This is a genomic window from Variovorax sp. PBS-H4, from assembly GCF_901827205.1.
Classification (GTDB): domain Bacteria; phylum Pseudomonadota; class Gammaproteobacteria; order Burkholderiales; family Burkholderiaceae_C; genus Variovorax.
This window is the reverse complement of record NZ_LR594675.1, coordinates 5,262,330-5,288,547: the sequence shown is the minus strand read 5'-3', so window position 1 is coordinate 5,288,547 and position 26,218 is coordinate 5,262,330. Positions and strand designations below refer to the sequence as shown.

Below are 26,218 nucleotides of genomic sequence, written 5' to 3'. Positions count from 1 at the left end.
TGTTGTGTGTATCTGATGCGCCGCAGCCTGGAGACTGCCCTGTCGATTGCCGATCTGCGAAGTCTCGCACGACGTACGCTTCCGCGCTTCTTGTATGACTACCTCGATGGTGGCGTCGAGGACGAGACCGGTTTGAATCGCAATGTGGACGCCTTCGCCCAGCACGCATTCGTCCCGCGCTATCTCCGAGATGTGGAGGAGGCGCGAGGCACGACCAAGCTGTTCGGGCGGACCTATGAGCAGCCCTTCGGGATTGCCCCAACAGGTTTTGCGGGCTTGCTCCGGCCCGGCGCAGACCTGATGTTAGCTCGCGCCGCTGCAGGGCGCGGCATTCCGTTCATCTTGTCTGGGGTCAGCAATACCTCGCTGGAGGACGCATGCCATCACGGGCTGAGGCAGACATGGTTGCAGCTTTATCCGTCGAAGGACAAGAGCATCGCCCTCGATGTGATCGATCGGGCGGCGCGCGTCGGTATCGACCATCTTGTGGTCACCGTCGATATTCCCGTGGGTTCGAAGCGCGAACGTGACCTGCGCAACGGGTTCGGATTGCCCTGGAAGCACAACTCGCGCGCGACCATGGAGGCGCTTCTGCATCCCGGTTGGCTGCTGCGCTTCCTGAACAACGGTGGTCTGCCTTTCTTCGAGGACTGGAGGCCGTATGCAGGGAGGCAGGCAAGTCCCATGCAGGTGGCCAACTTCGTTCGTACACAGTCTCCGGCCCAGGTCACCTGGACCGACATCAAGGAGTTCCGGCGGCGGTGGGGCGGCAAGCTCATACTCAAGGGAATCATGCATCCTGACGATGCCCGACAGGCGGTCGGACATGGCGTCGACGGCATCATTGTTTCCAACCATGGTGGACGCCAGCTGGATCGGGCTGCCAGTTCTCTTACGGCACTGCGCGCCGTACGCGCTGCTGTTGGATCGGCGCTCCCCGTGATGATGGACGGCGGCGTGCGCAGGGGGGCCGACGTGGCACTGGCACTTTGCTTCGGGGCGAGCTTCGTTTTTGTCGGCAGGCCGACGCTCTATGGCGTCGCCGCCGGCGGGAAGAAAGGGGCTACAAAGGCGATCGACATCCTGGCAGATGAACTGCTGCGGGTGCTGCGGCAGGTGGGAGTGCGCGAGGTCGGCGAACTGGACACTTCGCTTCTGCTCGCCTCTTCGAGGCCGGAAGTCGGATTGCTGCCTTCATGAACACGAACCCCAAGTCGTTCAAACGAGAGGAACGGTACGAATGGAAAGCTGAGCTGCGTCTGGTGAGCAGCAATGCGCTCAAGTACTTCGTCGGCGTGGTAAAGGCAGGATCGATGCGTCGCGCCGCAGAGGAGTTGCATGTGGCGGCTTCCGCGATCTCGAGGTTGATCCATTTGCTGGAGGAAGAACTCGGCGCTGAGTTGCTTGAGCGCCATCGCGGGCAGAAGGGCGCCAAGCTTACGCCTGAGGGGGAGGTGGTGCTCAAGTACGCGATGGCCCTCGAAGCGGGCCTCGAAGCTGTCCGCGATGATATCCAGTCGCTTAAAGCCGTCCGACGCGGCAAAGTCAAGCTCGGCATTTCTGAATCCTTCACTCGAGATTTCGTGCCGCAATTTCTGCAGCGCTTCCATGCCGAGTACCCAGGCATCACCTTTGAGGTGACCGTCGCCGGTGGCAACAAACTGACCGAGATGGTGGCCAATCAGCACATCGATGTGTCCTTGTCCTACATCACGCCCGACACGTTCAATGTGTCGGTTGTCGCACAGGCGATGACCACACCATGCCTCCTGGTCGCGCGAAGCCACCCCTTCGCACAGCGCGACTACGTTGATATTTCAGAGTGCGCAGGCGAGGACATCGCGCTCCCGGATGCGTCTCTCACTATCCGAGAGAGCTATGTTCGCATGTTCGCCAAGGCGAAGATTCGACCACGCGGCTTGCTCGTGACCAATTCTTTCGAGCTTATGCGGGCCTCAGCCGGGGCTGGGCTGGCCGTTGCCATCGTGGACAGGTACTTCGGCGATCACCAGGCGCCGGCCCGCATGAAGTACGTCCCGCTGCGTGGTCAAGGTCTCGACCGGTGGCCGCTGAACGTGAGCGTTCATGCGGACCGCAGCTTGCCTTCCGCTGCCGCCATCTTCGTCGAGCGTCTGTGCGCAGCTGTGCGTGCCGTGGCCGCCGTGAAGCGCTGAAGCGACCGCTCCTGGTTTTCCACCGTGCCTTCATGTCGACCACATCCAAGCCGCCTTGCATCGCCATCCTGCGCTGCGGCGACAACACCTCGCTGATCGCTGCTTTTCGCGCACTCCGCCCGGACATCGATGTACGGGCATGGCCTGAACTCGGAAGGCTGGAGGACATCGAAGCTGTCGCATGCTGGTCGCCGCCGCCTGGCGTATGCGCTTCTTTGCCGCGCCTTGTCCTGATCCAGTCGCTCGGCGCGGGTATCGATCATCTCGAGATCGACGCTGAACTGCCGCGTGGCGTCCCGGTCTGCCGTATCGTGGATCCGGGCGCGACCACCGGAATGGTCTCGTACGTCTCCTGGGCTGTGGCGCATCGTCATCGCCGCATGGACGTGGTCCTGCGAGCACGCTCAGACCGCCATTGGTTGAAGTTCGAGGCTTGTCCCACCATCAGCCACACCGTCGGCATTGCGGGAATGGGCCAGATGGGACGTGCCTGCGCAGTCGCGTTGAATGCGATGGGATACAGCGTGCGAGGCTGGAGCAATAGCGCAAAGGCAGACCTGCCAGCATACGTGGCCCACTACCACGGGGCAACTCAACTGGATGACTTTCTGGCAGCATGCGACACGCTAGTATGTCTGTTGCCTCTTACTATCGAGACTCGTGGCTTCCTCTGTGCCTCACTGTTTTCCAGGTTGCCAGAAGGTGCGCATGTCATCAATGTGGGGCGCGGTGCTCACCTGAACGAGGCTGACCTGTTGGCTGCATTGAGCTCCGGACATATCGCCGGCGCCACTCTGGATGTATTCATGCAGGAACCGCTGCCGCCGGAACACCCGTTCTGGGACCAGGAGCAGGTATTGATCACGCCTCACATGGCGACCCGCGCCAGCACCCTGGAGATTGCGCGTCAGACCCTGCTGAATCTTGACTGTGTGCGACGCGGGAATGTGCCCGAGTTTGCAGTGGACGTTGACCGCGGCTATTGAGCCACCCAGTGGGCGAGGATCGCTGCGCCCCTGGTCGACGCGCCTTCAGTAGCGATACGCTTCGGACTTGAACGGACCAGCCTTGTCCACTCCGATGTATGCCGCCTGCACGTCGGAGAGCTGGGTCAGCGAGGCGCCAAGCTTGGCGAGATGCAACAGTGCGACTTTCTCGTCCAGGAGCTTCGAGAGCACGTACACCCGGCCCTTCTCATAGGCTTCCTGCCTGGTGAAGAGCTCAATCTGGCCAAGCGTCTGATTGGCGAGGCTGGCTGACATCACGAAGCTCGGGTGGCCGGTCGCGCAACCCAGGTTCACCAGACGGCCTTTGGCGAGCAGGATGATCCTCTTGCCGTCGGGGAAGACTACATGATCGACCTGAGGCTTGATCTCGTCCCACTGACATTCTGCGAGAGAGGCGACGTCGATCTCGTTGTCGAAATGCCCAATATTGCAGACGATGGCTTGATCCTTCATGCGGCTCATGTGTTCGTATGTAATGACGTCGCGGTTCCCCGTTGCGGTCACGAAGATGTCGGCTTGGCTTGCCGCCTCGTCCATCGTCACTACTCGATACCCTTCCATAGCTGCCTGCAGCGCATTGATCGGGTCCACTTCCGTGACCCAGACCTGAGCACTGAGGGCGCGCAGCGCCTGCGCGCAACCCTTTCCTACGCCGCCGAAGCCGGCGACCACGGCGATCTTGCCTGCGATCATGACGTCGGTAGCGCGCTTGATCGCGTCCACCAGCGATTCTCTGCAGCCGTAGGTGTTGTCGAACTTGCTCTTGGTGACGGAGTCATTCACGGCGATAGCGCGAATGGCGAGCTCCCCCTTTGCGCTCATATCGTTAAGCCTCAAGACACCCGTGGTCGTCTCCTCTGTCACACCTATGATGTTGCGCAGGCGGCGGCTGTACCACGTCGGATCGCTGCTCAATCTTTGTTCGATCGCTGCGAATAGGATGCGTTCCTCGGAACTCGTCGGCTTGGAAATGACACTGCGATCCGTTTCCGCTCTGGTCCCCAGGTGCATGAGGAGGGTAGCGTCGCCCCCGTCGTCGAGTATCAGGTTCGGACCTTCATCGGGGTCTCCGCGCGCGCCACCGAAGTCGAAGATGCGGTGGGTGTAGTCCCAGTATTCCTCCAATGTCTCACCCTTGACGGCGAACACAGGGGTGCCAGTGGAGGCCACGGCAGCTGCGGCATGGTCCTGGGTGGAGAAGATGTTGCATGAGGCCCATCGGACGGTGGCGCCAAGCGCTTGCAGCGTCTCTATCAGCACCCCGGTCTGGATGGTCATGTGCAAAGACCCCGCGATACGCGCCCCCTTGAGGGGTTGCTGTCCCAGGAACTCGTCCCGGATCGCCATCAGGCCAGGCATTTCCGTCTCGGCGATGCGAAGCTCCTTGTGGCCCCAATCGGCCAACTTGATGTCAGCTACGACGCGGTCTGCCGCACGCATCGACGTCACTTTCTCGTTCATCCTATTGCTCCTTCTAGTGGGTTGCCGCCAGAGCCTGATGAACGCCGAGGCTCACCGCACCCTGTCGGTGAGCGCAGTTGCAGCCGCCGGTCGTTGGCAGCCTTCCGAGCCTGACAGACCGGCCTCGCGCGCATTGGCGAGTGCGATCGTTGCAGCGCTCCTCGGTAGGTAAATTCTAGTGTTCGGACCGCGTTAGCGTGTTTCAAAAATTAGTACGTTGGCGCCGAAAAACTGTGATTGACCCGCATAGGACCGCTCACTAGAGTCGCCGCATCGTGACAATCGTGTCTCGAATGGATAGCTCGGGAGCCTGCTTTTTGCACTACCTGTCTTCACTGATGAATCCCAAGTCCATCGCCGTGCTGGGTGCGTCGCCGCGCCCCGACACGATGGGCAACACCGTTATCAAGAACCTCCTTCGCGTCGGGTACGGAGGGGCCATCTATCCCATTCACCCCAGCGCGGAATCAGTTCTGGGTCTACCCTGCCATCGAGGCGTGGATTCGCTGCCAGAACCGGTGGATTGCGTCGTCATTGCCCTGAGCGCGGACAAGGCGCTCGAGGCCCTCAAAAGTGCGCATGCAGCGGGAGCGCGCAGCGCCGTGCTCTACGCAAGCGGATTTGCTGAAACGGGTGAGCGCGGAGCCGCTTTGCAGGCTGAGATTGGTTCGTTTTGCCGCGATAACCAGATAAATCTATGCGGGCCGAACTGCCTTGGCATTTTCAGCGTTGCGCAGGGTGTGGCTCTCTACAGCGCCGCTGTACCGGAAGGCTTGGAACCCGGGGACATCGCGCTCATCTCGCATTCGGGTTCGGCTTGCATCGCCTTGAGCAGTCTGAATCGCTTCAAGTTCAGCCATCTGGTGTCCCTCGGAAACGGGGCGGTAACAGATATTCCCGAGTACCTTGATTACTTGGCGCAGGATCCCTCGACAAAGGTGGCGGCGCTCTTTGTGGAAACGCTGCGCGATCCCGCTGCATTTGCCAGCGCCGCGGCGAAGATGCGAAAGGCGGGCAAGCCGATCGTGGCGCTGAAGGTCGGCCGCTCCGTCTCCGGAGCGGCTGCGAGTGCCGCTCACACGGGCGCGATCGCCAGCTCCGACAGTGCGTTGCAGGCGTTCTTTCGCCGTCATGGTGTGGTGTTGGTGGAAGACTACGACGAGCTGGTCCAGACGATCGCGCTGTTCTCTGCGACTCGCTTGATGCCTGAAGGTGTTGGGCTAGGCGTGCTCAACGTAAGCGGAGGCGAGCTGGCGATGACATGCGACATCGCTGAACGCTGCGGACTGGTGTTGCCGGATCTCTGTGAATCGACCGTGGCGCATCTTAGGACCGTGCTTCCCCCCTTCGGGGCGCCACGCAATCCGCTTGACGCTACCGGCGTTGGCGTATTCGACACCAAGATGTACGGCGACTGCCTGGACGCATTGCTGAACGATCCGTCGATTCACATCGTTGCAGTTTCGCAAGATTGTCCTTCTTCAATGGGGGAAGACCAGGCGGCCATCTACGAGAAGCTCGCCAAGGCCGTTGCCGAGCGCGCCAACCATGCTCACAAGCCGGTCGTGTTCTTCAACAATCTGTCAGCCAGGATTCACCCCGACGTGCTTGCTCCACTAAGTCAAATTCCGACGCTGTGCGGTATGGGGAATGCATTGCGCGCGATCAAGCATCTGGTGGACTATGCGGCGTTTGCCTCCACCGAAGCCGCTCCCAAAACGCTCAGCGTCGAACGCCAGGAAGAGTGGGCTTCAAGGCTCGTATCCGGTGACCCGTTCACCGAGCGCGAGAGCAAGCTCTTTCTCGAGGACCATGGAATTGCCGTGACCGCCGAAGGTCTGGCTTCATCCGAGAGCGATGCTGTTGCCCATGCCGAGGTAGTCGGCTACCCCGTAGTGCTGAAGATTGAGTCCGCGGACCTTCCGCACAAGAGCGAAGTCGGCGGCGTGATCATCAATCTGTCCGACGCAGACGCTGTGAGGGCCGCCTATCGGCAGATTCAGGAGAGCGTCGCCCGCAAGGCACCTGAGGCACGCGTGACTGGCGTACTGGTGCAGAAGATGATCCGCGGCGGCGTCGAAGCAATCCTGGGGGTGGTGACGCATCGACCCTTCCCGCCTGGCATCGTGGTCGGTTCTGGAGGCGTATTGGTCGAGATCCTTCAGGACGCTACCTTCGAGCTTGCTCCCGTGGACCTGGAGACCGCCGGGGAGTTGGTCAATCGAACGCGTCTAGGAAGCATGCTGGGCGGCTACCGCGGCAGCGTCGTGGGAGACCGCGATGCGCTGGCCAGGATGCTGGAGCGACTGTCTGACATTGCGGTGGCCTACGCAAACGAGCTCGAAGCCATCGATTTGAATCCTGTTGCAGTCCTGCCGGAAGGCAGTGGGGCAGTGGTGCTGGACGCGCTAGTGATTGCCAAGACTCAAAGATAGCTGCGCCAACGAACTCATCCGCGAAAAATTTGGAGTCAAGTCAATATGACATATGAATGCATAAATTTGAGTGTTGAAAGCACGGTTGCGACGCTTGAGCTCGCCCGGCCCGACAAGCTGAACTCGCTGAACGATCAGATCCTGATCGACATGCAGAACGCGCTGGATGCGCTCGAGGGAGACGCCGACGTGCGCGTGGTGATCATCACCGGTCAAGGTCGGGCGTTCTGTGCGGGGTTTGACCTTTCCCCCCGGGAGAAGCCTTTTACGACTGTGCAGGACTGGCGCGAGCATGTGAAGCTCGGCAACGAAACGTGGTGGCGGATCTGGAAGTCGCGTATGCCAGTGATCGCCGCGGTAAACGGCTTCGCGCTGGGCGGCGGTTGTGATTTGTCCATGGTCTGCGACTACACGCTTGCCTCTGAGGCCGCTGTCTTCGGCGAGCCTGAGATCCAGTTCCAATCGGCACCGCCTTTCAATATCACGCCATGGATTCTGGGGATGAAGAGCGCGAAGGAGTTCCTGCTCTTCGGTGACCGCGTCAACGCCGAAGACGCGGTTCGCCTTGGGCTTGCGAATCGTGTGGTTCCAGCCGACCAACTCCGTGCCGAGGCCATGAAGACGGCGCTGCGTCTCGCGAAACTGCCGCCTCCTTCAGTCGAGCTCAACAAGCTCGGGCTCAACCGTTCCTACGAACTGCGTGGCTTCCAGCCCGCGATTGAGTACGGTGCGGAGATCTTCACCCAAGTCCTGATGTCGGAATCGGCCGAGGCCAAGGAGTTCTTCGAGCGCATGAATCGCGACGGACTCAAGGCGGCCTTCAAGTGGCGGGACGAGCGCTTCGCGGTGCCCGAATTCAGATCGAAGCCGGCGGCGACACTCGCAGCAACGCAGTCTGAGGAGATTCAATGATCCATGTCTCAGGCTTGAACAAGCTCTATGCAACCCGCGAGGGGAAGCAGATTCATGCATTGTCAGATGTCAATTTCGCCGTAGCTGACGGTGAGTTCATAACGGTCGTGGGGCCCAGCGGATGCGGCAAGTCGACACTGCTTAAGATCCTTGCAGGGATTCTGCGCCGATCCTCCGGGTCGGTTGAGATCGACGGGCGGCAGATCGACGGCCCGAATCGACAGATTGGGGTGGTCTTCCAAGCGCCCGTGCTGCTTCCGTGGCGCACAGTGCTGGAGAACATCCTCCTGCCAAGCCAGCTCCATGGAGCCATCACAGAGGCTAACCGCGCCGACGCGAAGAAGTACCTCGACATGGTTGGCCTCGCAGGGTTCGACGACAAGTATCCAAATGAGCTGTCCGGCGGCATGCAGCAACGCGTGGGCATTGCGCGGGCCCTTGCGCACGATCCAGCACTACTGCTAATGGACGAGCCATTTGGCGCCCTCGATGCGATGACGCGCGAGTCCATGAACCTGGATCTTCTGCGCATCCGTGCCGCGAGTAAAAAGACCGTCCTTCTTGTGACGCACAGCATTCCCGAGGCGGTGTTCCTGGCGGACCGTGTCATTGTGATGTCGCCGCGGCCAGGCCGTATCACCGAGATCCTCAGCGTCAATTTGCCGGCGGAACGTAAGCTGGAGATGATCAATTCGGCACCCTTCGGCGAGGTTGTCTCTCACATCCGAAAGTATTTCAGTTCACAGGGAGCACTCGACGCATGATCACTACCACTTTGCCCAAGCAGGTTGGCACGGGTGTTCTTGGCAGGAGGCCCGAGCGGCCGCTCGGGATCCTGCTTTTCATTGTCATCGTCGGTGGTTGGGAGCTCGCCGTCAGACTTTTCGACGTATCGGCGCTGGTCGTCCCGTCCCCGACGGCGACGCTTGTGGCTCTTTGGAATGGCCTCGTCGACAACACGTTTGTGTTGCACACGGGGGTGACCCTTTATGAGACGCTGGTTGGCTTCTTCGCGGGCGCGCTGTTCGGTTTGCTTCTCGGAGCGCTTATTGGGCAGTTCACCCTTGTTGAGAGAACGTTGTACCCCTATGTGGTTGCATTCCAGACCATCCCCAAGGTAGCCATCGCACCCTTGTTTGTGATCTGGTTCGGGTTTGGGGTGACTTCGAAAATCGTGATTACTGCAACGATCGTGTTCTTCCCGGTTCTGGCCAACACCATTGTCGGCCTGCGCTCCTCGCCCCGGGAGCAGATCGACCTGATCACGGCTTTCACCGGCTCACGATGGCAGACATTCAAGTATGTCAAGGTTCCCAATGCCCTTCCGTACATCTTCGTGGGCCTCGATGTCGGTATCGTGCTGGCAGTGATTGGCGCGATCGTCGGCGAGTTCGTGGGTGCGCAGGCTGGCCTGGGCTATCTGATCCTTCAGCGCAACTTCTCAATGGACACGGCCGGCGTGTTCGCGATCCTCATCATCCTCTCGCTGATGGGAATCTGCCTACACGCAGTAGTAGACGTTATCAAGCGCAAAGTAGTGTTCTGGATCAACCACGAAGCCGAGAAAGCCATGAGCGTCTGAAGTGTCCCACTTCGAACTTCAGATCCCATCACAGAGGCAACAGGAATATCGTTACATGGACAAACTTCAAGAGAACGCTCATGCATCGGTGGACGTCATCGTTACCGAATCTCATCTTGCCGCCCGTCTCACCTCCGAGTCCGGCGAATCATTTCCCGAGGTGTTTTCCACGCCGTGGCTGCTTGCCCAGCTAGAGCGCGCTGCCGCCAAGGTCCTGTGGCCGATCCTGGTGGAGGGACAGCTGTCGGTGGGTGCCAAGGTCGAACTGGAGCATCTCGCGCCGACCCCGCTTGGTCAGAAGATCACGGCCCATGCACGCTTTTTGGAGAAGAAGGGACCCTTGTTCCACTTCGAGGTGTGGGCAGAGGATGGCGCAGGGGTCATCGGTAAGGGAACCCATGCGCGGGCCATCGCGCCCAAAGCGGCCGTGGAGAAGAGAGCCGCGAGCCGCTTCGCGGAAGCCTGAGAGCAGGTGTTGTTGGACACTGAGGACGCAATCATGAGCATGAAGAAGACCAACATCCCGGTAAGCGAAGCTAGTGAACGGGAGGTGCGACAGGACTTGGCTGCAGCCTATCGGCTGTTTGCCTTGTTCGGAATGGACGACGCGATCTATACGCACCTTTCAGTGCGTGTGCCTGGTCGACACGATCATTTCTTGATCAACCCATTCGGCGTGTTGTTCAGCGAGGTGACCGCGTCCTCGCTCCTCAAGATTGATCTGAACGGAGGAAAGATTGATGATCGCAAGGAGGAGGTGAATGCTGCGGGCTTTACCATCCACAGCGCCATTCATGCGGCGCGGCCTGACGCCGCGTGTGTGATGCATACCCACACGGTGGGGGGCGTGGCAGTCGCCTCTCTGCGGGATGGGCTCCAGACGACCAACCAATGGGCGCTTCAGTTCTACGATCGGGTGGCGTACCACAATTTCGAGGGGTTGGCGCTCGATCTGGATGAACGCGAGAGACTGGTGCAAAGCTTCGGAAGGGAGGCCAAGGCAATGATTCTGCGCAATCACGGATTGCTGACGGTCGGCCGGTCCGTGGCGGAGGCTTTCATCCTTATGTTCAATCTGGAAAGGGCCTGCCGCGTCCAACTTGCCATCCAGGCCAGCGGCCAGGAAGTCAGTCCGCTTTCGCCGGAGGTGTGCGAGAAGACAGCGCGCCAGTTCGAGAAAGGTGGCGCCAACGCTTCTCAAGTTAGTCCACATGCACGTGAGTGGAGTTCGTTCAAGCGGCGGCTCGAGGCAGTCTCAGGCCTCGACTATCGAGCATAGATCGCCAGAGATGTCGAGCGCGCATGCCCACAGCCCTGCGGGCGAGCGCTGCGGAACGGCTGCGTGAGAGCGGTACCGTCGAAGCCAGCCAACGATCAACAAGGATCGCCTCAAAAGCCATGATGCTGCGCCGTCGGTGCGTCGGCCCTGCGGCATTGATCTTTCCAGGACCACCGCCATCGTGGCTCCAGGTTGCCGCGGACACGGCAGGGCGGTGGTCACGCGCGAGAGGTAGCTTGTTCATGGGCAGGGGGGGTGTGGGCGTCCGGTATATTGATACAAGGGCGCATGGCGCAGTTAGCCCGGAGGACTTTGATTGATCAACAGCATTGGATTGCGGTACTTCGTGGGCGTTGCACGCGTGGGTTCCATTCGACGCGCTGCAGAAGAACTGCACGTCGCGGCCTCCGCGATATCACGTCAAATCCATCTGTTGGAAGAAGATCTGGGTAGCGCACTATTTGAGCGGCACCGTGGGCAGAAGATGATGAAGCTCACACCTGCGGGAGAGGTGGTGCTGGCCTATGCCCGCGGCGTCGAGGACGGGCTTGAGCAGGTGAGAACCGACATCCGTTCCATCAAAACGTTGCAGCGTGGCACGGTGAAACTCGGCATTTCGGAGTCGTTCACGAGAGAGTTCCTGCCGCAGTTTCTGCAGAGGTTCCACACGCTCTATCCGGGCATCAACTTTGAGGTAGTTGTGGCCGGGGGTTCTAAGCTGGTCGAGCAGCTCGCGAGGGATGAGCTTGATATCTCGCTCTCCTACATCGCCCCCGATATCTTTGACATCACGGTCGTTGAGCAGGTCTTCATCAAGCCATGCTTGCTTGTAGCGAGCAATCACGCCTTTGCTAAACGGCCGTTTGTGGACCTCAGCGAGTGCGCCGACGAAGAGATGGCATTGCCGGACGAGACACTGACTATTCGGGGAAGCTATGTCAGAATGTTCGCGAAGGCGAAGATCAAGCCGCGCAGCGTCATGGTTACGAACTCCTTCGAACTGATGCGCGCCTCGGCAACAGCGGGACTGTGCGTGGCGATCGTGAACAAGTACTTTGGAGGGCCCAAGTCCCCACGCGGGCTGAAGTACGTTCCGTTGCGGGGCAAGGGAGTTGAGAAATGGCCACTCAACATCTGTGTGCACACCGATCGCAACTTGCCTGCTGCGGCCCGCATCTTTCTTGAACATTTGCAGCAGGCGGTTCGCCGCTTCGCGGCCGACGACTGAACGACGGCTCAGCTGAGAGGCCGAGTGTGGTCTTCGTGCGCGCACCAGTGGCAGGGCGGCTGATCACGTCGCTGCTGCGCAGCCATCGAGTCGCAGCGTCTCAAATATTCGAACACGCTGATCGAAATTCCATGCTTTAGGTCCACGTACGAACATGGTCCACTGCTCGGATCAATGCACAAGGAGACTGCCATGCAGCGCCACTTCTCAGTTCGTGTTTGCCAGATCTACGGATGGGCACTCGTTGTCCTAGGCCTTTCCCTCACCACAATGGTGTGCGCGGCGCAAGCACAGGAACGTGCGCTGAAGAAGGTCACTATCGCGGTTGGGAGCCAGGTCCTCAATGTGAGCTATCCGTGGCTGATGATGCCGCTCGCGCTCGGCTATTGGAAGCAGGAGGGCTATGACGTTAACGTGATCGGTGTATCGGGATCTGCCCAGGCGCTGCAGCAGCTCGCCTCCGGCGGCATTGAGTTCGCGGAACTCAATGCGACGAACCTGATTCAGGCGAACACCGAAGGCAACACCAAGGTTCGCGGGGTCATGGGCAATGGAGTCATCGACTGGGGACTGGCAGTGCTTGACGATGGGCCGATCAAGGGCGTCAAGGATCTCAAGTCCAAGAAGGTGGGCATTGTGAGCCTCGCGACGGGTGGCACGTCATTGCTGAAAGGCCTCCTTCGGAGCAACGGCATCGACCCCGAGACCGATATTCAGTTGATCGCCGTAGGGGGCGGTGCGCCTGCGCTTGATGCCCTGAAGAACAACCGCGTCCAGGCGCTGATGTTCTGGCAATCGGCACTCACTGGATTCGAGAACAGCGGGACAAAGCTTAAGGTCTTTCGTTCTCCGCAATGGCGCAGCATGCCGGACTTCACGTTGACAGCCATGCAAAAGCTTCTTGATTCGGACCCCAAGATGGTGGAGGCCATTGTGCGTGGGGCCGCCAAGGGGCAGTTGTTTGCAGCAACCAACCCAGACTGCGCACGCAGAGTTCATTGGAAGGCGTTCGCCGGGACTAAGCCCACGGGAGCCGACGAGGCCACGCTCGTCAAATGGGACCTCGCCCTTCTCAATGCGCAACTTGAAACCCTGAATGATGCTTTCAAGATGAATGGAGGCAAGTGGATTGGGGCAATGGATCCGGCAGCCTACGGTCGGTTCCAAGATTTCATGTTCGATGAGAAGCAGATCACCAAGCAGTTACCTCGCGAGACTTTCATTGCGACGAATGCATCGCTGATCGAGAATGCCAATCGATTTGATCGGGAGGAAGTCATCGCAGCGGCCACAACGTGCAAGGGCTGGTAAGGCAGTATCGATATGCTTGGCTTGCCGTGCGCATTGGATGGGCATTGCGACGCTTACATGCCAGATGCATTCGTCGATCCGGCTTCGTAAGGACGTCGAGTCGTTCATTCGCCTGATAGTTCCAGGCGTCGGCCGAAGTGGGCAGGCATGCGGCAAGAATTTTGTTGGGTCTGATCCGGGACGGCTCTGGTCCAGAGCCAGATCTTTTCAGGGCAGCGGGTGATGGGCGACATAGTCGTCAATGCTCGCGACAAAGCGGGATTTTGCAGTCTCGTCGATAAAGGCGGCTCGGAAGCTGTTCTTTGCGAGCGTCAAGATGTCCTCACGAGACAACCCAAGGCAGCGTTGGACCTCGATTAGATTCTCGTTGACATATCCACCGAAGTATGGCGGATCGTCCGAGTTCACGGTGACAAAGAGACCCTTCTCCAGCATTCGTCGCAGCGGATGGAGCTCTAGCGAACGCACCCCCTTCAATCGAAGGTTCGACAAGGGGCAAACAGTTAACGGAATTTGACGTTGTCGCAGTAGTTCGACCAACGAGGGATCATTCAAAGCAGCGTTTCCGTGATCCACGCGATCCACATTCAAAAGCTCAATAGCCTCACGCACATAGGCGGCAGGCCCTTCCTCGCCGGCGTGGATAGAAGTCTTGAACCCACGGCGTTTGCACTCGGCGAAGAAACTCACGAACTTGGATGGGGGATTGCCTACTTCAGGTCCCCCCATGCCAATACCCGCCACGCGATCCTGCCAAGGCATGATGCTGTCCAAAAGCGCAAGCGCTTCAGTTTCTGTGCGATGCCGGTGAGCACTGATCAGAAGGCCAGAGCCAATGCCGTCTTCTCGGTGAGCGTCGTCCATTGCGCCGAGTACGCCGTCCATCAAGGATTGGAGGGTGACACCGCGCTCCGTGAAACTCTGCGGGCCGATGAACATCTCCGCGTGAAGCACTTGGTCCGCAGCGCACTTGCGCAGGTAAGCGCGCGTGATGTCATAAAAGTCCTGCTGCTGGACAAGAACCCTGCAGCCTTCGAAATAGAGGTTCAAGAAGTCCTGCAGGCTTGAAAAGTCGTACGCGCGGCGCAGCGCGTCAGCTGTCTCCCAACGAAGCTTGATGCCATTGCGCTCCGCGAGCGCCAACATCACCTCGGGTTCGATGCTGCCTTCAAGATGCATGTGAAGCTCGGCCTTCGGAAGTTGGCGGATGAACTCGGCAAGGTGGGTCATGGGTGAGGATGAGGCGCTGAAGGGTTCGTGCGAGCGGTGAGCCCCGGGATGGTTTGGATGAGATTAGCAGAGCGCCGGATGAAAAGGGTGATGGTTTTGAGACGTATACGTTCCAAGAATTAGTACAGCTAGTGCAGTGCGGCACTCTGTTCGTCGAGCGTGTTGAGCGCTGCAAACAGCGTGGTCGTGCCATGACGTCTGTAGTCGTGGGATTACCGCAGCGCCCCTGCCGCTTCAACCAGGAAGTTCACCAGCGCCTGTACCCGCGCGCTGCGTCCCTTGCGCGTGGGTACGAGCACCACCACGGGGGCGGCGCCGAACTCCCAGTCCGTCATCACCCGCTCGAGGCGGCCTGCGGCCAGCGCGTCTGCCGCGTCCCATTGGGAGCGCAACACGATGCCCAAACCATCCTCGGCCCACTGGCGTGCGACGCTGCCGTCGTTGGTGACGAACGCCGGATTGATGCGCAGCGTCTCGCTCTTGCGGGCGTTGCTGCCAGCAGGCCGCATGTGCCACAGCGTCACGTCTTCGTCGTTCTCGCGGATGCAGATGCACGCGTGGTAGGCCAGGTCCGCCGGGTTGCGGGGCATGCCGTGCTCACGCAGGTAGCCGGGGCTTGCGCACAGCCACCGCTCATTGGAAGCGAGCGTCTGACCCACCCACGATGAATCGCGAACCGAGCCCACATGCACCACGGCGTCGGAATCGTGCTTGTCGGGCCACGGGGTTTCGCGCAAGTCGAGTTGCAGCCGCAGGGCCGGATGCAAGCGAGAGAAACGAGACAGCAACGGCGCGACGTGCGTCCGGCCATAGCCGAAGGACGCAGCGACGCGCAGGGTTCCAGTCAGGCGTCGGTCGTCGCGCTGCAGGGATTCGCGCAGGCCATCGAACTTCAGCAAGAGCTCGTAGGCCTCCCGTCCAAATCGTTCGCCTTCCGACGTCAGGTGCAGCTTGCGCGAAGTGCGGTTGGCCAGTACCAGGCCCAGTGAAGCCTCGAGTTTGCGCAATCGCATCGACAGGGCGGGCGGTGTGACACCGAGCGAGCGCGCGGCAGCGCTGAGCGAGTTCTCGCGCAACAGCGCAGCAGCGAGGCGAAGGTCTTCTATCTGCATCATTCACTGGAGCTTAACTATTGATGACTCAAGAGTGAAGCACAAGCGTGCCTTGGCTCGCCTAAAGTGGTCGCATGCAAATCACTTCGACTCCCATCGCTGCAGCCGGGCGTTATCCGCCGGCCGTGCTGTTCGACCTGCTCACTGCGCTGCTGGATTCCTGGACGGTCTGGAACGTGGCCGCCGGTTCCGAGCAGATGGGCCGTGCCTGGCGTGCCGAATACCTGCGGCTCACTTATGGTTGCGGCGCTTACGTGCCATACGAAGACCTGGTGCGGCAGGCCGGCGCTGCCGTCGGGCTGCCCGCTGGCGCATCGCAGGCGTTGGACGACCATTGGGACGAGCTGCCGGCCTGGAGCGGCGCTGCCGAACTGCTGCAGGCGCTCAAGCCGCACTGCAAGCTGGCTGTGGTGACCAATTGCTCCCGACGCCTTGGCCAACGCGCCGCTCGACGCCTGGGAATCGACTGGGATGTGGTCGTGACCTCCGAAGAGGCAGGCTTCTACAAGCCCGACCCCAGGCCCTATCGCCTGGCGTTGGAGCGATTGGACGTGCAGCCGGGCGAGGCAGCCTTCGTTGCGGGTTCCGGCTACGACATGTTCGGCACGGCAAGCGTCGGCTTGCGTACGTATTGGCACAACCGAGTCGGGTTGGCCAGGCCCGATGGCGCGCCGTTGGCGGAAGTCGAGTCGCCGACGCTCGACGGCGTGCTGCCATGGCTGCGCGGCTCGCATCCGGCCGCGTTCTGATTCCATCCCACCCACCAGAGACCTGCCCATGATCGACTTTCTTCGCCTGGCTGGCAGCCTTGCCGCCCTCTGCGCCAGCTTGTTCGCGACGCCCGGAGCCATCGCCGAGGCATATCCCAGCCGCCCTGTGACGCTGATCGTTCCGTTTCCGGCCGGCGGTCCCAGCGACGCGCTGGCTCGCGCCGTCGCACAGAAGATGGCCGTGCCCCTGGGCCAGCCCATCGTGATCGAAAACCTCGGCGGCGCCAATGGCGCTATCGGCTTGACCAAGGCCACCAAGGCGGCTCCCGATGGCTACACGATTTCTTTCGGCGGGATCGGCACGCACGTCGCCAATGTCGCGCTCTACAAGAAGCTGGCGTACGACCCTGTCGCCGATTTCGCACCTATCGGTCCGGCAGGCGCGGCACCGATGCTGTTGCTCGCACGCGCCGACCTTCCGGCCAAAGACCTGCGCGAGTTCGCAGCCTGGCTGTCGACGAACAAGGGCAAGGCTTCTTACGGCAGCGCGGGAGTCGGGTCCATATCGCACTACGGCTGCGTGCTGCTGCTGTCGTCCATGGGCCAGAACGTCACGCACGTGCCCTACAAGGGTGTAGCGCCGGCGGTCAACGACCTGATGGGCGGTCAGACCGATTTCATGTGCGACCAGAGCACCACCGCGCTGCCGCAGGTCGCAGGCGGACGTATCAAGGCCATTGCTGTACTGTCGAGCATGCGCCTGACGCAGCTGCCTCGTGTCAGCACCGCGACGGAGTCCGGTCATCCCCTGGATGTGCGTTCCTGGAACGCCTTCTTCGCCCCGCGGGGCACGCCGCAACCCGTGCTGGCGAAGTTGACCAGCGCGCTGCAGCAGGCGGTCGCCGATCCGGCTCTGCGAAAGCAGATGGAGGGCTTGGGTGTCGTGCTGCCCGCGCCTGCCGACGCGACGCCTGCGGCCGTCGCCGCGCTCATTGAGCGCGGCATCCGCGACGACGTGCCGGCCCTCAAGGCCAAGGGCGAATACCTCGACTGACACGAGCGAGCCATATGCAGAACCACGTCAAGAAACTTGCCGACATCGACACGCCCGCAGCCATCGTGTCGCTGCAGCGCATGCAGCAGAACATCGTCCGAATGCAGCAGCGGGCCGATGCCTTGGGCGTGCGCTTCCGCCCGCATGTCAAGACCACCAAATGCGCCAATGTGGTTGCCGCCCAGCTCGATGCCGGCGCAACCGGCATTACGGTGTCGACGCTGAAAGAGGCCGATCAATTCTTTGGCCACGGCGTGACCGACATCCTCTATGCCGTCGGCATGGCGCCGCACCGGCTCGCGCATGCGCTGGACCTGCGCCAGCGCGGTTGTGCGCTGCAGATCCTGACCGACAGCGTCGAGGGCGCACGAGCGATCGCCGAATTCGGCCGCGAGCATGGCCACGCTTTCGAGGTGCTCATCGAGATCGACACCGACGGCCACCGCTCCGGCATCAAGCCGGCGGAGGACGTCCTCATCGAAGTCGGCCGCGTGTTGCATCAGGGCGGCATGCGCCTTGCCGGGGTGCTGACGCATGCCGGCTCCAGCTACGAATTGAATACGCCCGAGGCCCTTGCTGCCCTTGCCGAGCAGGAGCGCGCCGGCTGCGTGCTGGCCGCGCAACGCCTGCGCGATGCAGGCCTGCCGTGTCCCATCGTGTCAGTAGGCTCCACCCCCACGGCGCTAGGGGCGGCCTCGCTGGAGGGCGTGACCGAACTGCGGGCCGGGGTCTATGTGTTCTTCGACCTCGTGATGCGCAACGTGGGCGTCTGCAGCACCGATGACATCGCGCTGAGCGTGCTCACCACCGTCATCGGGCACCAGGCCGACAAGGGCTGGGCCATTGTCGATGCAGGCTGGATGGCCATGAGCCGCGACCGGGGCACGGCCAACCAGCAGCGCGACTACGGCTATGGCGCGGTGTGCACCATGGACGGCGTGCCGATCGACGGCTACTTGCTCTCGGCAGCCAACCAGGAGCACGGCATCCTGTCGCGCGAGGGCTCTGCGGACGCGGACATCGTGGCGCGTTTCCCGACCGGGACCCGGCTTCGGATAATGCCCAACCATGCCTGCGCCACCGGCGCACAGTTTCCCGCCTACGAGGCGCTGGCGGCAAACGGCACCGTGCAAACCTGGGAGCGTTTTCATGGCTGGTGAAAACGTGGTCCGACCGGAGCGCACGTCCGGCGCTGTCCATGTCCCGGTAGCGGCGCTGGCCAGGCCGGGCGGCCACTACAGCCATGTTGCGGTTGGCGGCGGGTTGGTGTTCATTGCCGGCCAGTTGCCGATCGCGCCGCATGGCGAGCGCCTGATCGATGCGGGCTTCGAAGCGCAGGTGACACAGGCGCTGGCGAACGTTCGGGCGGCCTTGCTGGCGGCAGGTTCGGGTATCGACAAGTTGCTCCAGGTGCGCATCTATCTCGACGACATTGCCAACTGGCCCGCCTTCGACGCCATTTACGAGGGCTGGGCCGGACCCTCACGCCCCGCGAGGGCCGTGGTGCCGACCGGGCCGCTGCACTTCGGGTTCAAGGTCGAGGTGGAGGCCACGGCTCTGGCGTGATCGGTGTCTCCTGGGCGTGCGCCCAAAAAGACTGCCGGCAGCAGGCTTATTGGCTGGCGCTCCGGCTGCGGGCGCGCACATAATGCGCCGCGGCCGTGCCGGGACCGCCTCTCCTTTACGCGATGAAAAGCCTGCGGCGCCACGACGCAGAGCCAGGGTTTCCGTTTCTCCGGCGCAAGGACGACCACGATGAGTTCATTGCAGAAGTTGCTGCCGGCCTGCGAGCCGGCGCGCAGCGAAGCCCTGGCTTTGCTCGCCAAGGCGCATCATCTCCCGCGGCATCTCGTCAAGGGCATTGCGAGGCGCGGCTTGGCCGCGGTCGGCATGCCGCAGCACCAGCAACAACAGCGGCAGGATCTCGTGCAAGGCACGCAGTCGCCGGAAGCGCCGCTCCAGCCCAGCTGATCCTGACATCTCTCATGATGATCGGACCGCATTCCAGGAATGCGGTCTGGCGCAAGCCTGTGCCGGCCCTCAGATCAGCGGCGCACTCGCTTCCTTGAGTACGCGCAATACGAAATGCGACTGGCTATGGCGGATGCCGGGAATCTTGTAGAGCCTCTCGCGCAGCAGGCGTTCGTAGTCACGCGTGTCGCGCACTGCAATGCGGATGTAGTAGTCGTAGTCGCCTGAGACCAGGTAGGCTTCCTGGACCTCCGGGATGCTGGCCAGCACGCGGCCGAATTCATACAGCGTCTCGTCGCTGTGGCTCTCCAGCGTGAGCTGCACGATCACGGAATCCTGATAACCCAGCTTGGCCGCGTCGACATCGACCGTGTAGCGCTTGATCACGCCACTGGCCTCCAGTTTCTTGATCCGGCTCCAGCAGCTGGTGGCCGCCAGCCCGACCTCGGCGCCGATCTCCTGCAGCGTCTTTCGCGAGTCGCGAAGCAGCACGCGCAGGATCGCCAGGTCGATCTTGTCAAAAAATTCTTCGTTATTACCGCTCTTTTTACGATTGCTGTTCAAGAAAGCCGCCTGATTCTTCCCACAAACGAAGCACATTCTGCACCGAAGACGGAAGAATCAACGCATGCAAACCCTTGCTCCCATGCCGGCGCTTCTCTCGCTTCGCAACGGCGCCCAAGCCGTGCTGCAGACACTGATCGAATGCGGTGTCGACACCATCTTCGGCTATCCCGGCGGCGCGGCGCTGCCCCTCTACGATGCACTGTTCGGCGAGCCGCGGCTGCGCCACGTGCTGGTGCGGCACGAGCAGGCGGCGGTGCACGCTGCAGAGGGCTATGCGCGCAGCACCGGCCGGGTCGGCGTGGTGCTCGTCACCTCCGGGCCAGGCGTCGGCAACACGATGACCGGGCTGCTCGATGCGATCAGCGACTCGGTGCCCATCCTGTGCATCAGCGGGCAGGTCGCGACGGCGGTGATCGGCACCGATGCGTTCCAGGAAAGCGATGCGCTGGGCATGTCGCGGCCGGTGACCAAATGGAACCACCAACTGCGCAATGCAGAGGAGATCCCTTCTCGCGTTCGTCTCGCGCTCGCCATCGCCGCAGGTGGCCGGCCGGGGCCGGTGCTGCTCGACGTGCCCAAGGATGTGCAGCAGGCGCTGCTCGGGCACGAGGCCGGCGACGTCGCGACGGCGCGTCGGTACCGCAGCGGCGCCGACGCCCGGCTGCCGCGAGCCAGCCTGGAGCGAGCGGCCGATCTGCTGTCCACGGCCCGCCGGCCGGTGCTCTACGGCGGCGGTGGCCTGGTCAACGCCGGCCCGGCCGCCTGCGAGGCTTTGACGACGCTGGCGCGCCGTCTCGACGCGCCCTGCACGCTGACGCTGATGGGCCTGGGCGCGTTCCCGGCTTCCGACCCGCGCTTCCTCGGCATGCTGGGAATGCACGGCACGCTGCAGGCCAACCTGGCCATGCACGAAGCCGACCTGGTGCTCTGTGTCGGCGCCCGTTTCGACGACCGCGTGACCGGCAAACTGGCCGAGTTCTGCCCGCAGGCGCGCAAGATCCACATCGACATCGATCCGGCGAGCATCGACAAGGTGGTGAAGGTCGACGTGCCGATGGTCGGCGACTGCGGCGCAGTGCTGGAGGCGTTGCTCGGCATGCCTGCGCTGGAAGGGCTGGCCCCCGAGCGCCTCGCGCTCTGGTGGCGGCGCATCGAGGGCTGGCGCGCGCGGCGTTGCCTGGATTTCGCGCCACGCGCCGACACGATCCTGCCGCAGCAATTGATGGTCTCGCTGCAACAGGCGCTTTCGGGGCGAGATGCCATCGTCTCCACCGACGTGGGGCAGCACCAGATGTGGGCGGCGCAACACCTTCGCTTCGAACGCCCACGCCGCTGGCTGACCTCGGGCGGCGCCGGCACCATGGGCTACGGCTTGCCGGCCGCAATCGGCGCACAGATCGCGCACCCCGAGGCGCTCACGGTGTGCGTGAGCGGCGACGCGTCGGTGCTGATGAACATCCAGGAGCTCTCCACCGCCGTGCAGCATCGTGCGCCCGTCAAGCTGGTGCTTTGCAACAACGGCTACATGGGGATGGTGCGACAGTGGCAGGAGCTCAACCACGGCAACCGGCTGAGCCACAGCTGGAACGAGGCGTTGCCGGACTTCGTCGCTCTGGCCCGGGCCTTCGGCTGGAGCGCGCGGCGTGTGGGCGATACGGCCGAACTGCAGGACGCATTGGCCGAGTGCCTGGCCTGCCCCGGCCCCTTTTTCCTGGACGTGCAGGTGGCGGCGCAGGAGAACTGCTTCCCGATGATACCCGCGGGGCAGGGCCACCACCGCGTGACGCTGGGCCGAGACTGCTGGTACGAAGAGGCGTGAGGGTGCTCGGCGCGCCATGCTGTCGGCGGATACCGAACTGATCAGCTTGCCCCGGCCGCCTGGAAGTCCGTGCTGCGCAGGCAGATCTCGACCCGGGGATTCTCCCGGTAGCGTGCGGTCGCAAGCGCGTCGATCGAATCGGCGTTGCGGTCGTACGTTCGCACCAGTTCGAATTCGCCGTCGGCGGCCTGGAAGCGGGCGTGCAGAGCCTCTTCGTCGATTCTGGCAATGATGCGGGCCCCGTCGTACCCGTCCGGGTAGATGGCGAACTGGACGCTGCCGGCGGCTGGAAGGAAGATTGCTTCTGAGGCCATAGGAACTTTGGTATTCGTTACGGCAAGTATCTGATTTTCTCCTTCAGCAAAAAATACGCCAGATGGTCTAGCCGGCGAACAAACTGTGACGTATTTCACATTCGCGCTGCCGCCTTGCGGCGCCAGCGGCCAAGCGGGGCGCGGGATCAGAAGGCGTGCCTGATCCCGAAGTCGTAGCCGTAGGAACTGCGAGGCTCCAGGCCGCCGGTGCTGACATAGGCAGGTTGGGGCAGGATGGCAGGGAGGCTCAGAACGAGCGGAGTGACGCCCATCACCGTCGGATTGTTGTGGCCGTTGCGAATGCGGATGCGCGCTACCGACGCATACAGCGCCGTGCGCTTGGACAGGTTGTGGACATAGCCGAGTGCCAGCTTGTTGACCGAGGCATCGCTGTCCGGCAGGCTGTTGCCGTTCTTGAAGTTCACCCGCGCAACGGAAGCGCGGATGACGCCCGGACCCACTGGGACGTTCACGCCGGCGACGAGGCCGTCGTAGCGGTCCGTCGCCCCGAGGGGGAGGGCCACAGTGCCATCGCGCACATCGCGCACGCGCGACCATTCGCCGAGGATCTTCACCATTCCGAAGTCGTAGGAGCCGCCGATGTTCAGGCTCTTGATCTTCTCCGCATTGGGCAGGGTACTGAGCAAGGTGCTTTCGCCATAGCCCAGTGCCACGTCGGCCTTGCCGTCGGTCCAGCCCAGGCGGCCGCCCACGTAGCGCCCGCGTTCGGACGTGCCGGCCGGGACAGAGCTGACCTTGGTGTTCTCGTGGAACGCGTACTGCACCTGCCCGTAAACACCCGCGAGCCCCGCCGGCAGAAAGTAGCTGATGGCGTTGCTGGTGCGCAGATAGCTGTCGGTACCCGCAGACAGCCCCCCGCCCAGCAGCCCGCCGGTGGCCAGGGCCCGCGAAGCCGCCAGGTTGCTGTTGACCACCGCGACCAGGTTGGTGCCGACGCCGTTGACGCCGAAAGGATCGAACACCGCGTCGTTCCAGAACGAGGCCGTGTAGTCGCGGCCCAGTCGAACTTCGCCGAAGGGGCCGGACAGGCTGACCGTGGAGCGGCGGCCGAAGTTCGCGATGCCGGAGGCGCCCGAGTCGTTGGCCACCGGCGCTTCCAGCCAGAAGCTCGCCGCCAGCCCGCCGCCGAGGTCTTCGGTCCCTCGGAATCCGATCCGGCTGGAGTTGTAGCCCGAGTTGGACAACACCTTCTGGCTTTGCGTCACCTCCTGCGGCAGCGTCGCGCCCCAGGAACGGCTCTTGACGCTGTAGTAGCTGATGCCCGCATCGACGACCCCGAACAGGGTGAGTGACGATTGCGCCGGGGCGGTACCTGCAGCAGCGAGCGCGCAAAGTGGCAGCACGAGTTTCTTCATGGTTTGTGTCTCCTCATAGGAATGGTTATCGGGTGCCTCAGGCCGAAGTCAGCAAGTGGTCGCGCCAGGCGTCGCGCAGCAGGTTTTTCTGCACCTTGCCGGTTCCACCCAAGGGAATGCTGTCGACGAACACCACGTCGTCCGGCGTCCACCATCTGGCGATCTTTCCTTCGTAGAAGCCGAGCAGTTCGTCGCGCGACAGGTCGTGACCGGGCTTCTTCACCACGATCAGCAGCGGACGCTCGTCCCACTTGGGGTGGCGCGCGGCAATGCAGGCCGCAGCTGCCACCGCGGGGTGCGCAACTGCAATGTTTTCCAGGTCGATGGAGCCGATCCACTCGCCGCCCGACTTGATCACGTCCTTGCTGCGGTCGGTGATCTGCATGAAGCCTTCGGCGTCGATGGTCGACACATCGCCGGTAGGAAACCAGCCATCCACCACCGGGCCCGCGTCTTCGCTGCGGTAATAGCCCGAGGCGATCCAGGGGCCCCGCACCATCAGTTCGCCTGCGGAGCGGCCGTCGTGCGGCAGACGTTCGCCACCGGCATCGACGATCTTCATCTCCACGCCGAACACGGCGCGGCCCTGCTTGGCCTGGATGGCGAGGCGCTGCGCTGCGTCGAGCCGCAGCTGCCGCGGCTGGAGCTTGCACACCGACCCCAGCGGGCTGGTCTCCGTCATGCCCCAGGCGTGCACCACCTGAACACCATGGCGCTCCTGGAAGGCCTGGACCATCGCGGGCGGGCACGCCGAACCGCCGATGATCGTTCGGCGCATGGTGCTGAACTTCAGCCCGTTGTCTTCCACATGCGCGAGCAGTCCCTGCCAGACGGTCGGCACGCCGGCAGACACGGTAACGCCTTCGGCTTCGAACAACGCGTGCAGCGACGCGCCGTCGAGCCGCGGGCCCGGGAACACCAGCTTGGCGCCCACCATGCAGGCAATATACGGAATGCCCCAGGCGTTCACGTGGAACATGGGGACCACGGGCAGCACGGTATCGCTGCCGGAGTAGCAGAGCGCATCCGGCAGCGCCGCGGCGTACGCGTGGAGCACCGTGGAGCGGTGGCTGTACAGCACGCCCTTGGGGTTGCCGGTGGTGCCGGATGTGTAGCACAGCGACGAGGCGGAGCGCTCGTCGAACTCGGGCCAGTCGAATGCGGGGGCCTGGTCTTCGAGCAGGTCCTCGTAGCACAGCAGGTTCGGGACCGTCGTGGAGGCGGGCATGTGCGCCCGAGAGGTCATCGCGACGAAGGTCTTGATGGTGGGCACCCGCGGCGCGATGGCTTCGACCAGGGGGAGAAAGCTGAGGTCGAAGAACAGGATCCGGTCTTGCGCATGATCGGCAATCCAGGCCACCTGGTCGGCATGCAGGCGTGGGTTGACGGTATGCAGCACGGCACCTGAGCCTGACACAGCGTAGTACAGCTCCATGTGGCGGTGCCCGTTCCATGCGAGCGTGGCCACGTGCTCGCCCGGCGCGATGCCTTGCGCGGCCAGCGCGTTGGCCAGCCGGCGCGCGCGCTGGCCGAGCTCACGGTAGGTCATGCGGTGCAGGTCACCCTCGACGCGACGCGACACGATCTCCTGGTCGCCGTGCTGGTTCTCTGCGTGCGTGAGCAGGCTGGAGATCAGCAATGGCCTGTCCATCATCAATCCGTTCATGGGAAGTGCGCTCGGGTTAAAGGTGGAATCAGGGCACCAGGACGGTCGATCCGGTGGTCTTGCGCGACTCCAGCGCGCGATGAGCTTCGGCTGCATCCGCAAGCCCGAAAACCTGCTTGGGCTCGCTGACGATGCGCCCGGCCAGCACGTGCTCGAACAGTTCCCCGGCCATGTCCAGCATGTGGGCGCGCGGCTGGATGTAATGCACCATCGCCGGCCGCGTGACCCACAGCGAGCCCTTGGCGGCCAGCTTCTGCGAGTCGATCACCACCGGGCCCGACGATGTGCCATTGCTGACCAGCGAACCCCGGGGCTGCAGGCAGTCCAGGGACGCCTCGAGCGTGTCCTTGCCCACCGAGTCGTAGACCACCGGCACGCCCTTGCCGCCCGTGATCTCCTTGACGCGCTCGACGATGTTCTCTCGCGAAGTCACGATGGTGTGGGCGCAGCCATTGGCCCTGGCGAGCTCGGCTTTCTCGTCGGTGCTCACGGTGCCGATCATGGTGACGCCCATGGCGCGGGCCCATTGGCAGGCGATGAGGCCCACGCCGCCGGCTGCCGCGTGGTAAAGAATGGTTTCGCCACCCTGGAGCGGGAAGACCTGGCGGAACAGGTACTGTGCCGTCATGCCCTTCATCATCAAGGTGGCGGCCGTGCGGTCCGAGACGCCATCGGGCAGCGGAATCAGTACGTCCGCCGGCATGACGCGCACCTGCGAGTAGGCGCCCTGGGGCCCCATGAGATAGCCCACCCGGTCGCCGGCCCGGATGTCCGTCACGCCCGCACCGACGGCTTCGACCACGCCCACCGCGTCGGAGCCCAGGCCGTTGGGCAGCGCGAGCGGATAGCGCCCGGTCCGGAAGTAGATGTCGATGAAGTTCAGCGCGATGTAGCTGTGGCGCACGCGCGCCTGGCCGGGGCCGGGTTCGCCGACCTCGACGTCTTCCAGCTTCAGCACCTCGGGCGTTCCGGTCTCGTAAAAGCGGATGGCCTTGGCCATGGGTGTCTCC

The 26,218-nt window shown here is 62.6% G+C and carries 25 protein-coding genes and 1 riboswitch; of the genes, 17 read left to right on the top strand and 8 right to left on the bottom strand.

Annotation, left to right across the window (positions count from 1 at the left end):
- The first annotated feature begins 15 nt into the window (after nt 1-15).
- The 3 genes from E5CHR_RS25220 to E5CHR_RS25210 are packed head-to-tail and all read left to right on the top strand — an operon-like array spanning nt 16 to nt 3,160.
- The gene (locus E5CHR_RS25220) at nt 16-1,200 is read left to right on the top strand and encodes an alpha-hydroxy acid oxidase (protein ID WP_162582366.1); all 1,185 of its coding nucleotides are present in this window, start codon (nt 16-18) and stop codon (nt 1,198-1,200) included.
- Nucleotides 1,197-2,174, top strand: a complete 978-nt coding sequence (locus E5CHR_RS25215) for a LysR family transcriptional regulator (RefSeq protein WP_232062192.1) — start codon at nt 1,197-1,199, stop codon at nt 2,172-2,174. Before E5CHR_RS25220 ends, E5CHR_RS25215 begins: the two co-directional genes overlap by 4 nt.
- Nucleotides 2,175-2,206: 32 nt before the next feature.
- Nucleotides 2,207-3,160: a 2-hydroxyacid dehydrogenase gene (locus tag E5CHR_RS25210; RefSeq protein WP_162582365.1), complete on the top strand. Its 954-nt coding sequence runs from the start codon at nt 2,207-2,209 to the stop codon at nt 3,158-3,160.
- Nucleotides 3,161-3,205: 45 nt separating this feature from the next.
- Here the strand turns inward: E5CHR_RS25210 and ahcY are convergent, their stop codons facing one another.
- Entirely contained in the window at nt 3,206-4,621 is a 1,416-nt protein-coding gene (ahcY, locus tag E5CHR_RS25205; protein WP_443083125.1) for an adenosylhomocysteinase, read from the bottom strand.
- 83 nt (nt 4,622-4,704) lie between these two features.
- A riboswitch (S-adenosyl-L-homocysteine riboswitch) is annotated at nt 4,705-4,811 on the bottom strand.
- A 169-nt stretch (nt 4,812-4,980) separates the two neighbouring features.
- Between ahcY and E5CHR_RS25200 the strand changes: the two genes are divergently transcribed.
- The 8 genes from E5CHR_RS25200 (at nt 4,981) to E5CHR_RS25165 (ending at nt 13,389) form a co-directional block, all read left to right on the top strand.
- Nucleotides 4,981-7,077 carry an acetate--CoA ligase family protein gene (locus E5CHR_RS25200; RefSeq protein ID WP_232062191.1) on the top strand — a complete coding sequence of 699 codons (2,097 nt, stop codon included), beginning with the start codon at nt 4,981-4,983 and terminating at the stop codon, nt 7,075-7,077.
- 66 nt (nt 7,078-7,143) lie between these two features.
- Nucleotides 7,144-7,989, top strand: a complete 846-nt coding sequence (locus E5CHR_RS25195) for an enoyl-CoA hydratase/isomerase family protein (protein ID WP_232062190.1) — start codon at nt 7,144-7,146, stop codon at nt 7,987-7,989.
- Nucleotides 7,986-8,753: an ABC transporter ATP-binding protein gene (locus tag E5CHR_RS25190; RefSeq protein WP_162582361.1), complete on the top strand. Its 768-nt coding sequence runs from the start codon at nt 7,986-7,988 to the stop codon at nt 8,751-8,753. Before E5CHR_RS25195 ends, E5CHR_RS25190 begins: the two co-directional genes overlap by 4 nt.
- A complete protein-coding gene (locus E5CHR_RS25185) occupies nt 8,750-9,571 on the top strand; it encodes an ABC transporter permease (RefSeq protein WP_162582360.1) in 822 nt (273 codons plus the stop codon). The genes E5CHR_RS25190 and E5CHR_RS25185 overlap by 4 nt, the downstream gene beginning before the upstream one ends.
- Nucleotides 9,572-9,626: 55 nt before the next feature.
- Nucleotides 9,627-10,037 (top strand): thioesterase family protein, encoded by a 411-nt coding sequence (locus E5CHR_RS25180; RefSeq protein WP_162582359.1) that lies wholly within the window; start codon nt 9,627-9,629, stop codon nt 10,035-10,037.
- A 33-nt stretch (nt 10,038-10,070) separates the two neighbouring features.
- Complete coding sequence (locus tag E5CHR_RS25175) at nt 10,071-10,850, top strand: class II aldolase/adducin family protein (protein WP_443083093.1); 780 nt, start codon at nt 10,071-10,073, stop codon at nt 10,848-10,850.
- A gap of 316 nt (nt 10,851-11,166) precedes the next feature.
- Complete coding sequence (locus E5CHR_RS25170; protein ID WP_162582358.1) at nt 11,167-12,078, top strand: LysR family transcriptional regulator; 912 nt, start codon at nt 11,167-11,169, stop codon at nt 12,076-12,078.
- 192 nt (nt 12,079-12,270) lie between these two features.
- Nucleotides 12,271-13,389: an ABC transporter substrate-binding protein gene (locus E5CHR_RS25165; protein WP_232062189.1), complete on the top strand. Its 1,119-nt coding sequence runs from the start codon at nt 12,271-12,273 to the stop codon at nt 13,387-13,389.
- Nucleotides 13,390-13,596: 207 nt separating this feature from the next.
- Here E5CHR_RS25165 and E5CHR_RS25160 read toward each other — a convergent pair whose 3' ends face one another.
- Together E5CHR_RS25160 and E5CHR_RS25155 are read right to left on the bottom strand one after the other, a co-directional pair.
- Complete coding sequence (locus E5CHR_RS25160; RefSeq protein WP_162582357.1) at nt 13,597-14,619, bottom strand: adenosine deaminase; 1,023 nt, start codon at nt 14,617-14,619, stop codon at nt 13,597-13,599.
- A 212-nt stretch (nt 14,620-14,831) separates the two neighbouring features.
- A complete protein-coding gene (locus E5CHR_RS25155; protein ID WP_162582356.1) occupies nt 14,832-15,734 on the bottom strand; it encodes a LysR family transcriptional regulator in 903 nt (300 codons plus the stop codon).
- Between the two features lie 71 nt (nt 15,735-15,805).
- On the opposite strand from E5CHR_RS25155, the gene E5CHR_RS25150 reads away from it, so the two are divergent.
- The 5 genes from E5CHR_RS25150 to E5CHR_RS25130 all read left to right on the top strand — a co-directional run bounded on the left by E5CHR_RS25150 (nt 15,806) and on the right by E5CHR_RS25130 (nt 19,466).
- Complete coding sequence (locus E5CHR_RS25150; RefSeq protein ID WP_162582355.1) at nt 15,806-16,480, top strand: HAD family hydrolase; 675 nt, start codon at nt 15,806-15,808, stop codon at nt 16,478-16,480.
- A 28-nt stretch (nt 16,481-16,508) separates the two neighbouring features.
- Complete coding sequence (locus E5CHR_RS25145; protein WP_162582354.1) at nt 16,509-17,495, top strand: tripartite tricarboxylate transporter substrate-binding protein; 987 nt, start codon at nt 16,509-16,511, stop codon at nt 17,493-17,495.
- A 14-nt stretch (nt 17,496-17,509) separates the two neighbouring features.
- Nucleotides 17,510-18,655: a DSD1 family PLP-dependent enzyme gene (locus E5CHR_RS25140; protein WP_162582353.1), complete on the top strand. Its 1,146-nt coding sequence runs from the start codon at nt 17,510-17,512 to the stop codon at nt 18,653-18,655.
- On the top strand, nt 18,645-19,061 hold the full coding sequence (locus tag E5CHR_RS25135; protein WP_162582352.1) for a RidA family protein: 417 nt from the start codon (nt 18,645-18,647) through the stop codon (nt 19,059-19,061). Before E5CHR_RS25140 ends, E5CHR_RS25135 begins: the two co-directional genes overlap by 11 nt.
- Nucleotides 19,062-19,250: 189 nt before the next feature.
- A complete protein-coding gene (locus E5CHR_RS25130) occupies nt 19,251-19,466 on the top strand; it encodes a hypothetical protein (protein WP_162577780.1) in 216 nt (71 codons plus the stop codon).
- A gap of 69 nt (nt 19,467-19,535) precedes the next feature.
- Here E5CHR_RS25130 and E5CHR_RS25125 read toward each other — a convergent pair whose 3' ends face one another.
- A complete protein-coding gene (locus E5CHR_RS25125; protein WP_232062188.1) occupies nt 19,536-20,030 on the bottom strand; it encodes an Lrp/AsnC family transcriptional regulator in 495 nt (164 codons plus the stop codon).
- 64 nt (nt 20,031-20,094) lie between these two features.
- On the opposite strand from E5CHR_RS25125, the gene ilvB reads away from it, so the two are divergent.
- Nucleotides 20,095-21,852 (top strand): biosynthetic-type acetolactate synthase large subunit, encoded by a 1,758-nt coding sequence (ilvB, locus tag E5CHR_RS25120; protein ID WP_162582351.1) that lies wholly within the window; start codon nt 20,095-20,097, stop codon nt 21,850-21,852.
- A gap of 41 nt (nt 21,853-21,893) precedes the next feature.
- On the opposite strand, the gene E5CHR_RS25115 is transcribed toward ilvB, so the two are convergent.
- The 4 genes from E5CHR_RS25115 to E5CHR_RS25100 form a co-directional block, all read right to left on the bottom strand.
- Nucleotides 21,894-22,166, bottom strand: a complete 273-nt coding sequence (locus E5CHR_RS25115) for a hypothetical protein (RefSeq protein WP_162582350.1) — start codon at nt 22,164-22,166, stop codon at nt 21,894-21,896.
- Between the two features lie 146 nt (nt 22,167-22,312).
- On the bottom strand, nt 22,313-23,542 hold the full coding sequence (locus E5CHR_RS25110) for a porin (protein WP_162582349.1): 1,230 nt from the start codon (nt 23,540-23,542) through the stop codon (nt 22,313-22,315).
- A gap of 37 nt (nt 23,543-23,579) precedes the next feature.
- Nucleotides 23,580-25,208: a 3-(methylthio)propionyl-CoA ligase gene (locus tag E5CHR_RS25105; RefSeq protein ID WP_162582348.1), complete on the bottom strand. Its 1,629-nt coding sequence runs from the start codon at nt 25,206-25,208 to the stop codon at nt 23,580-23,582.
- 28 nt (nt 25,209-25,236) lie between these two features.
- Nucleotides 25,237-26,208, bottom strand: coding sequence for a quinone oxidoreductase family protein (locus E5CHR_RS25100; RefSeq protein ID WP_162582347.1), 972 nt, complete (start codon nt 26,206-26,208; stop codon nt 25,237-25,239).
- Nucleotides 26,209-26,218 lie beyond the last annotated feature (10 nt).

What these genes read in the sequence shown, in the direction of transcription:
- E5CHR_RS25215 (WP_232062192.1), top strand. Translation starts at nt 1,197, where the DNA reads ATGAACACGAACCCCAAGTCGTTCAAACGAGAGGAACGGTACGAATGG.
- E5CHR_RS25105 (WP_162582348.1), bottom strand. Translation starts at nt 25,208, where the DNA reads ATGAACGGATTGATGATGGACAGGCCATTGCTGATCTCCAGCCTGCTC.
- E5CHR_RS25140 (WP_162582353.1), top strand. Translation starts at nt 17,510, where the DNA reads ATGCAGAACCACGTCAAGAAACTTGCCGACATCGACACGCCCGCAGCC.
- E5CHR_RS25145 (WP_162582354.1), top strand. Translation starts at nt 16,509, where the DNA reads ATGATCGACTTTCTTCGCCTGGCTGGCAGCCTTGCCGCCCTCTGCGCC.
- E5CHR_RS25210 (WP_162582365.1), top strand. Translation starts at nt 2,207, where the DNA reads ATGTCGACCACATCCAAGCCGCCTTGCATCGCCATCCTGCGCTGCGGC.
- E5CHR_RS25175 (WP_443083093.1), top strand. Translation starts at nt 10,071, where the DNA reads ATGAGCATGAAGAAGACCAACATCCCGGTAAGCGAAGCTAGTGAACGG.
- E5CHR_RS25220 (WP_162582366.1), top strand. Translation starts at nt 16, where the DNA reads ATGCGCCGCAGCCTGGAGACTGCCCTGTCGATTGCCGATCTGCGAAGT.
- E5CHR_RS25200 (WP_232062191.1), top strand. Translation starts at nt 4,981, where the DNA reads ATGAATCCCAAGTCCATCGCCGTGCTGGGTGCGTCGCCGCGCCCCGAC.
- E5CHR_RS25110 (WP_162582349.1), bottom strand. Translation starts at nt 23,542, where the DNA reads ATGAAGAAACTCGTGCTGCCACTTTGCGCGCTCGCTGCTGCAGGTACC.
- E5CHR_RS25115 (WP_162582350.1), bottom strand. Translation starts at nt 22,166, where the DNA reads ATGGCCTCAGAAGCAATCTTCCTTCCAGCCGCCGGCAGCGTCCAGTTC.
- E5CHR_RS25180 (WP_162582359.1), top strand. Translation starts at nt 9,627, where the DNA reads ATGGACAAACTTCAAGAGAACGCTCATGCATCGGTGGACGTCATCGTT.
- E5CHR_RS25160 (WP_162582357.1), bottom strand. Translation starts at nt 14,619, where the DNA reads ATGACCCACCTTGCCGAGTTCATCCGCCAACTTCCGAAGGCCGAGCTT.
- ilvB (WP_162582351.1), top strand. Translation starts at nt 20,095, where the DNA reads ATGCAAACCCTTGCTCCCATGCCGGCGCTTCTCTCGCTTCGCAACGGC.
- E5CHR_RS25165 (WP_232062189.1), top strand. Translation starts at nt 12,271, where the DNA reads ATGCAGCGCCACTTCTCAGTTCGTGTTTGCCAGATCTACGGATGGGCA.
- E5CHR_RS25135 (WP_162582352.1), top strand. Translation starts at nt 18,645, where the DNA reads ATGGCTGGTGAAAACGTGGTCCGACCGGAGCGCACGTCCGGCGCTGTC.
- E5CHR_RS25190 (WP_162582361.1), top strand. Translation starts at nt 7,986, where the DNA reads ATGATCCATGTCTCAGGCTTGAACAAGCTCTATGCAACCCGCGAGGGG.
- E5CHR_RS25100 (WP_162582347.1), bottom strand. Translation starts at nt 26,208, where the DNA reads ATGGCCAAGGCCATCCGCTTTTACGAGACCGGAACGCCCGAGGTGCTG.
- E5CHR_RS25130 (WP_162577780.1), top strand. Translation starts at nt 19,251, where the DNA reads ATGAGTTCATTGCAGAAGTTGCTGCCGGCCTGCGAGCCGGCGCGCAGC.
- ahcY (WP_443083125.1), bottom strand. Translation starts at nt 4,621, where the DNA reads ATGCGTGCGGCAGACCGCGTCGTAGCTGACATCAAGTTGGCCGATTGG.
- E5CHR_RS25150 (WP_162582355.1), top strand. Translation starts at nt 15,806, where the DNA reads ATGCAAATCACTTCGACTCCCATCGCTGCAGCCGGGCGTTATCCGCCG.
- E5CHR_RS25155 (WP_162582356.1), bottom strand. Translation starts at nt 15,734, where the DNA reads ATGATGCAGATAGAAGACCTTCGCCTCGCTGCTGCGCTGTTGCGCGAG.
- E5CHR_RS25185 (WP_162582360.1), top strand. Translation starts at nt 8,750, where the DNA reads ATGATCACTACCACTTTGCCCAAGCAGGTTGGCACGGGTGTTCTTGGC.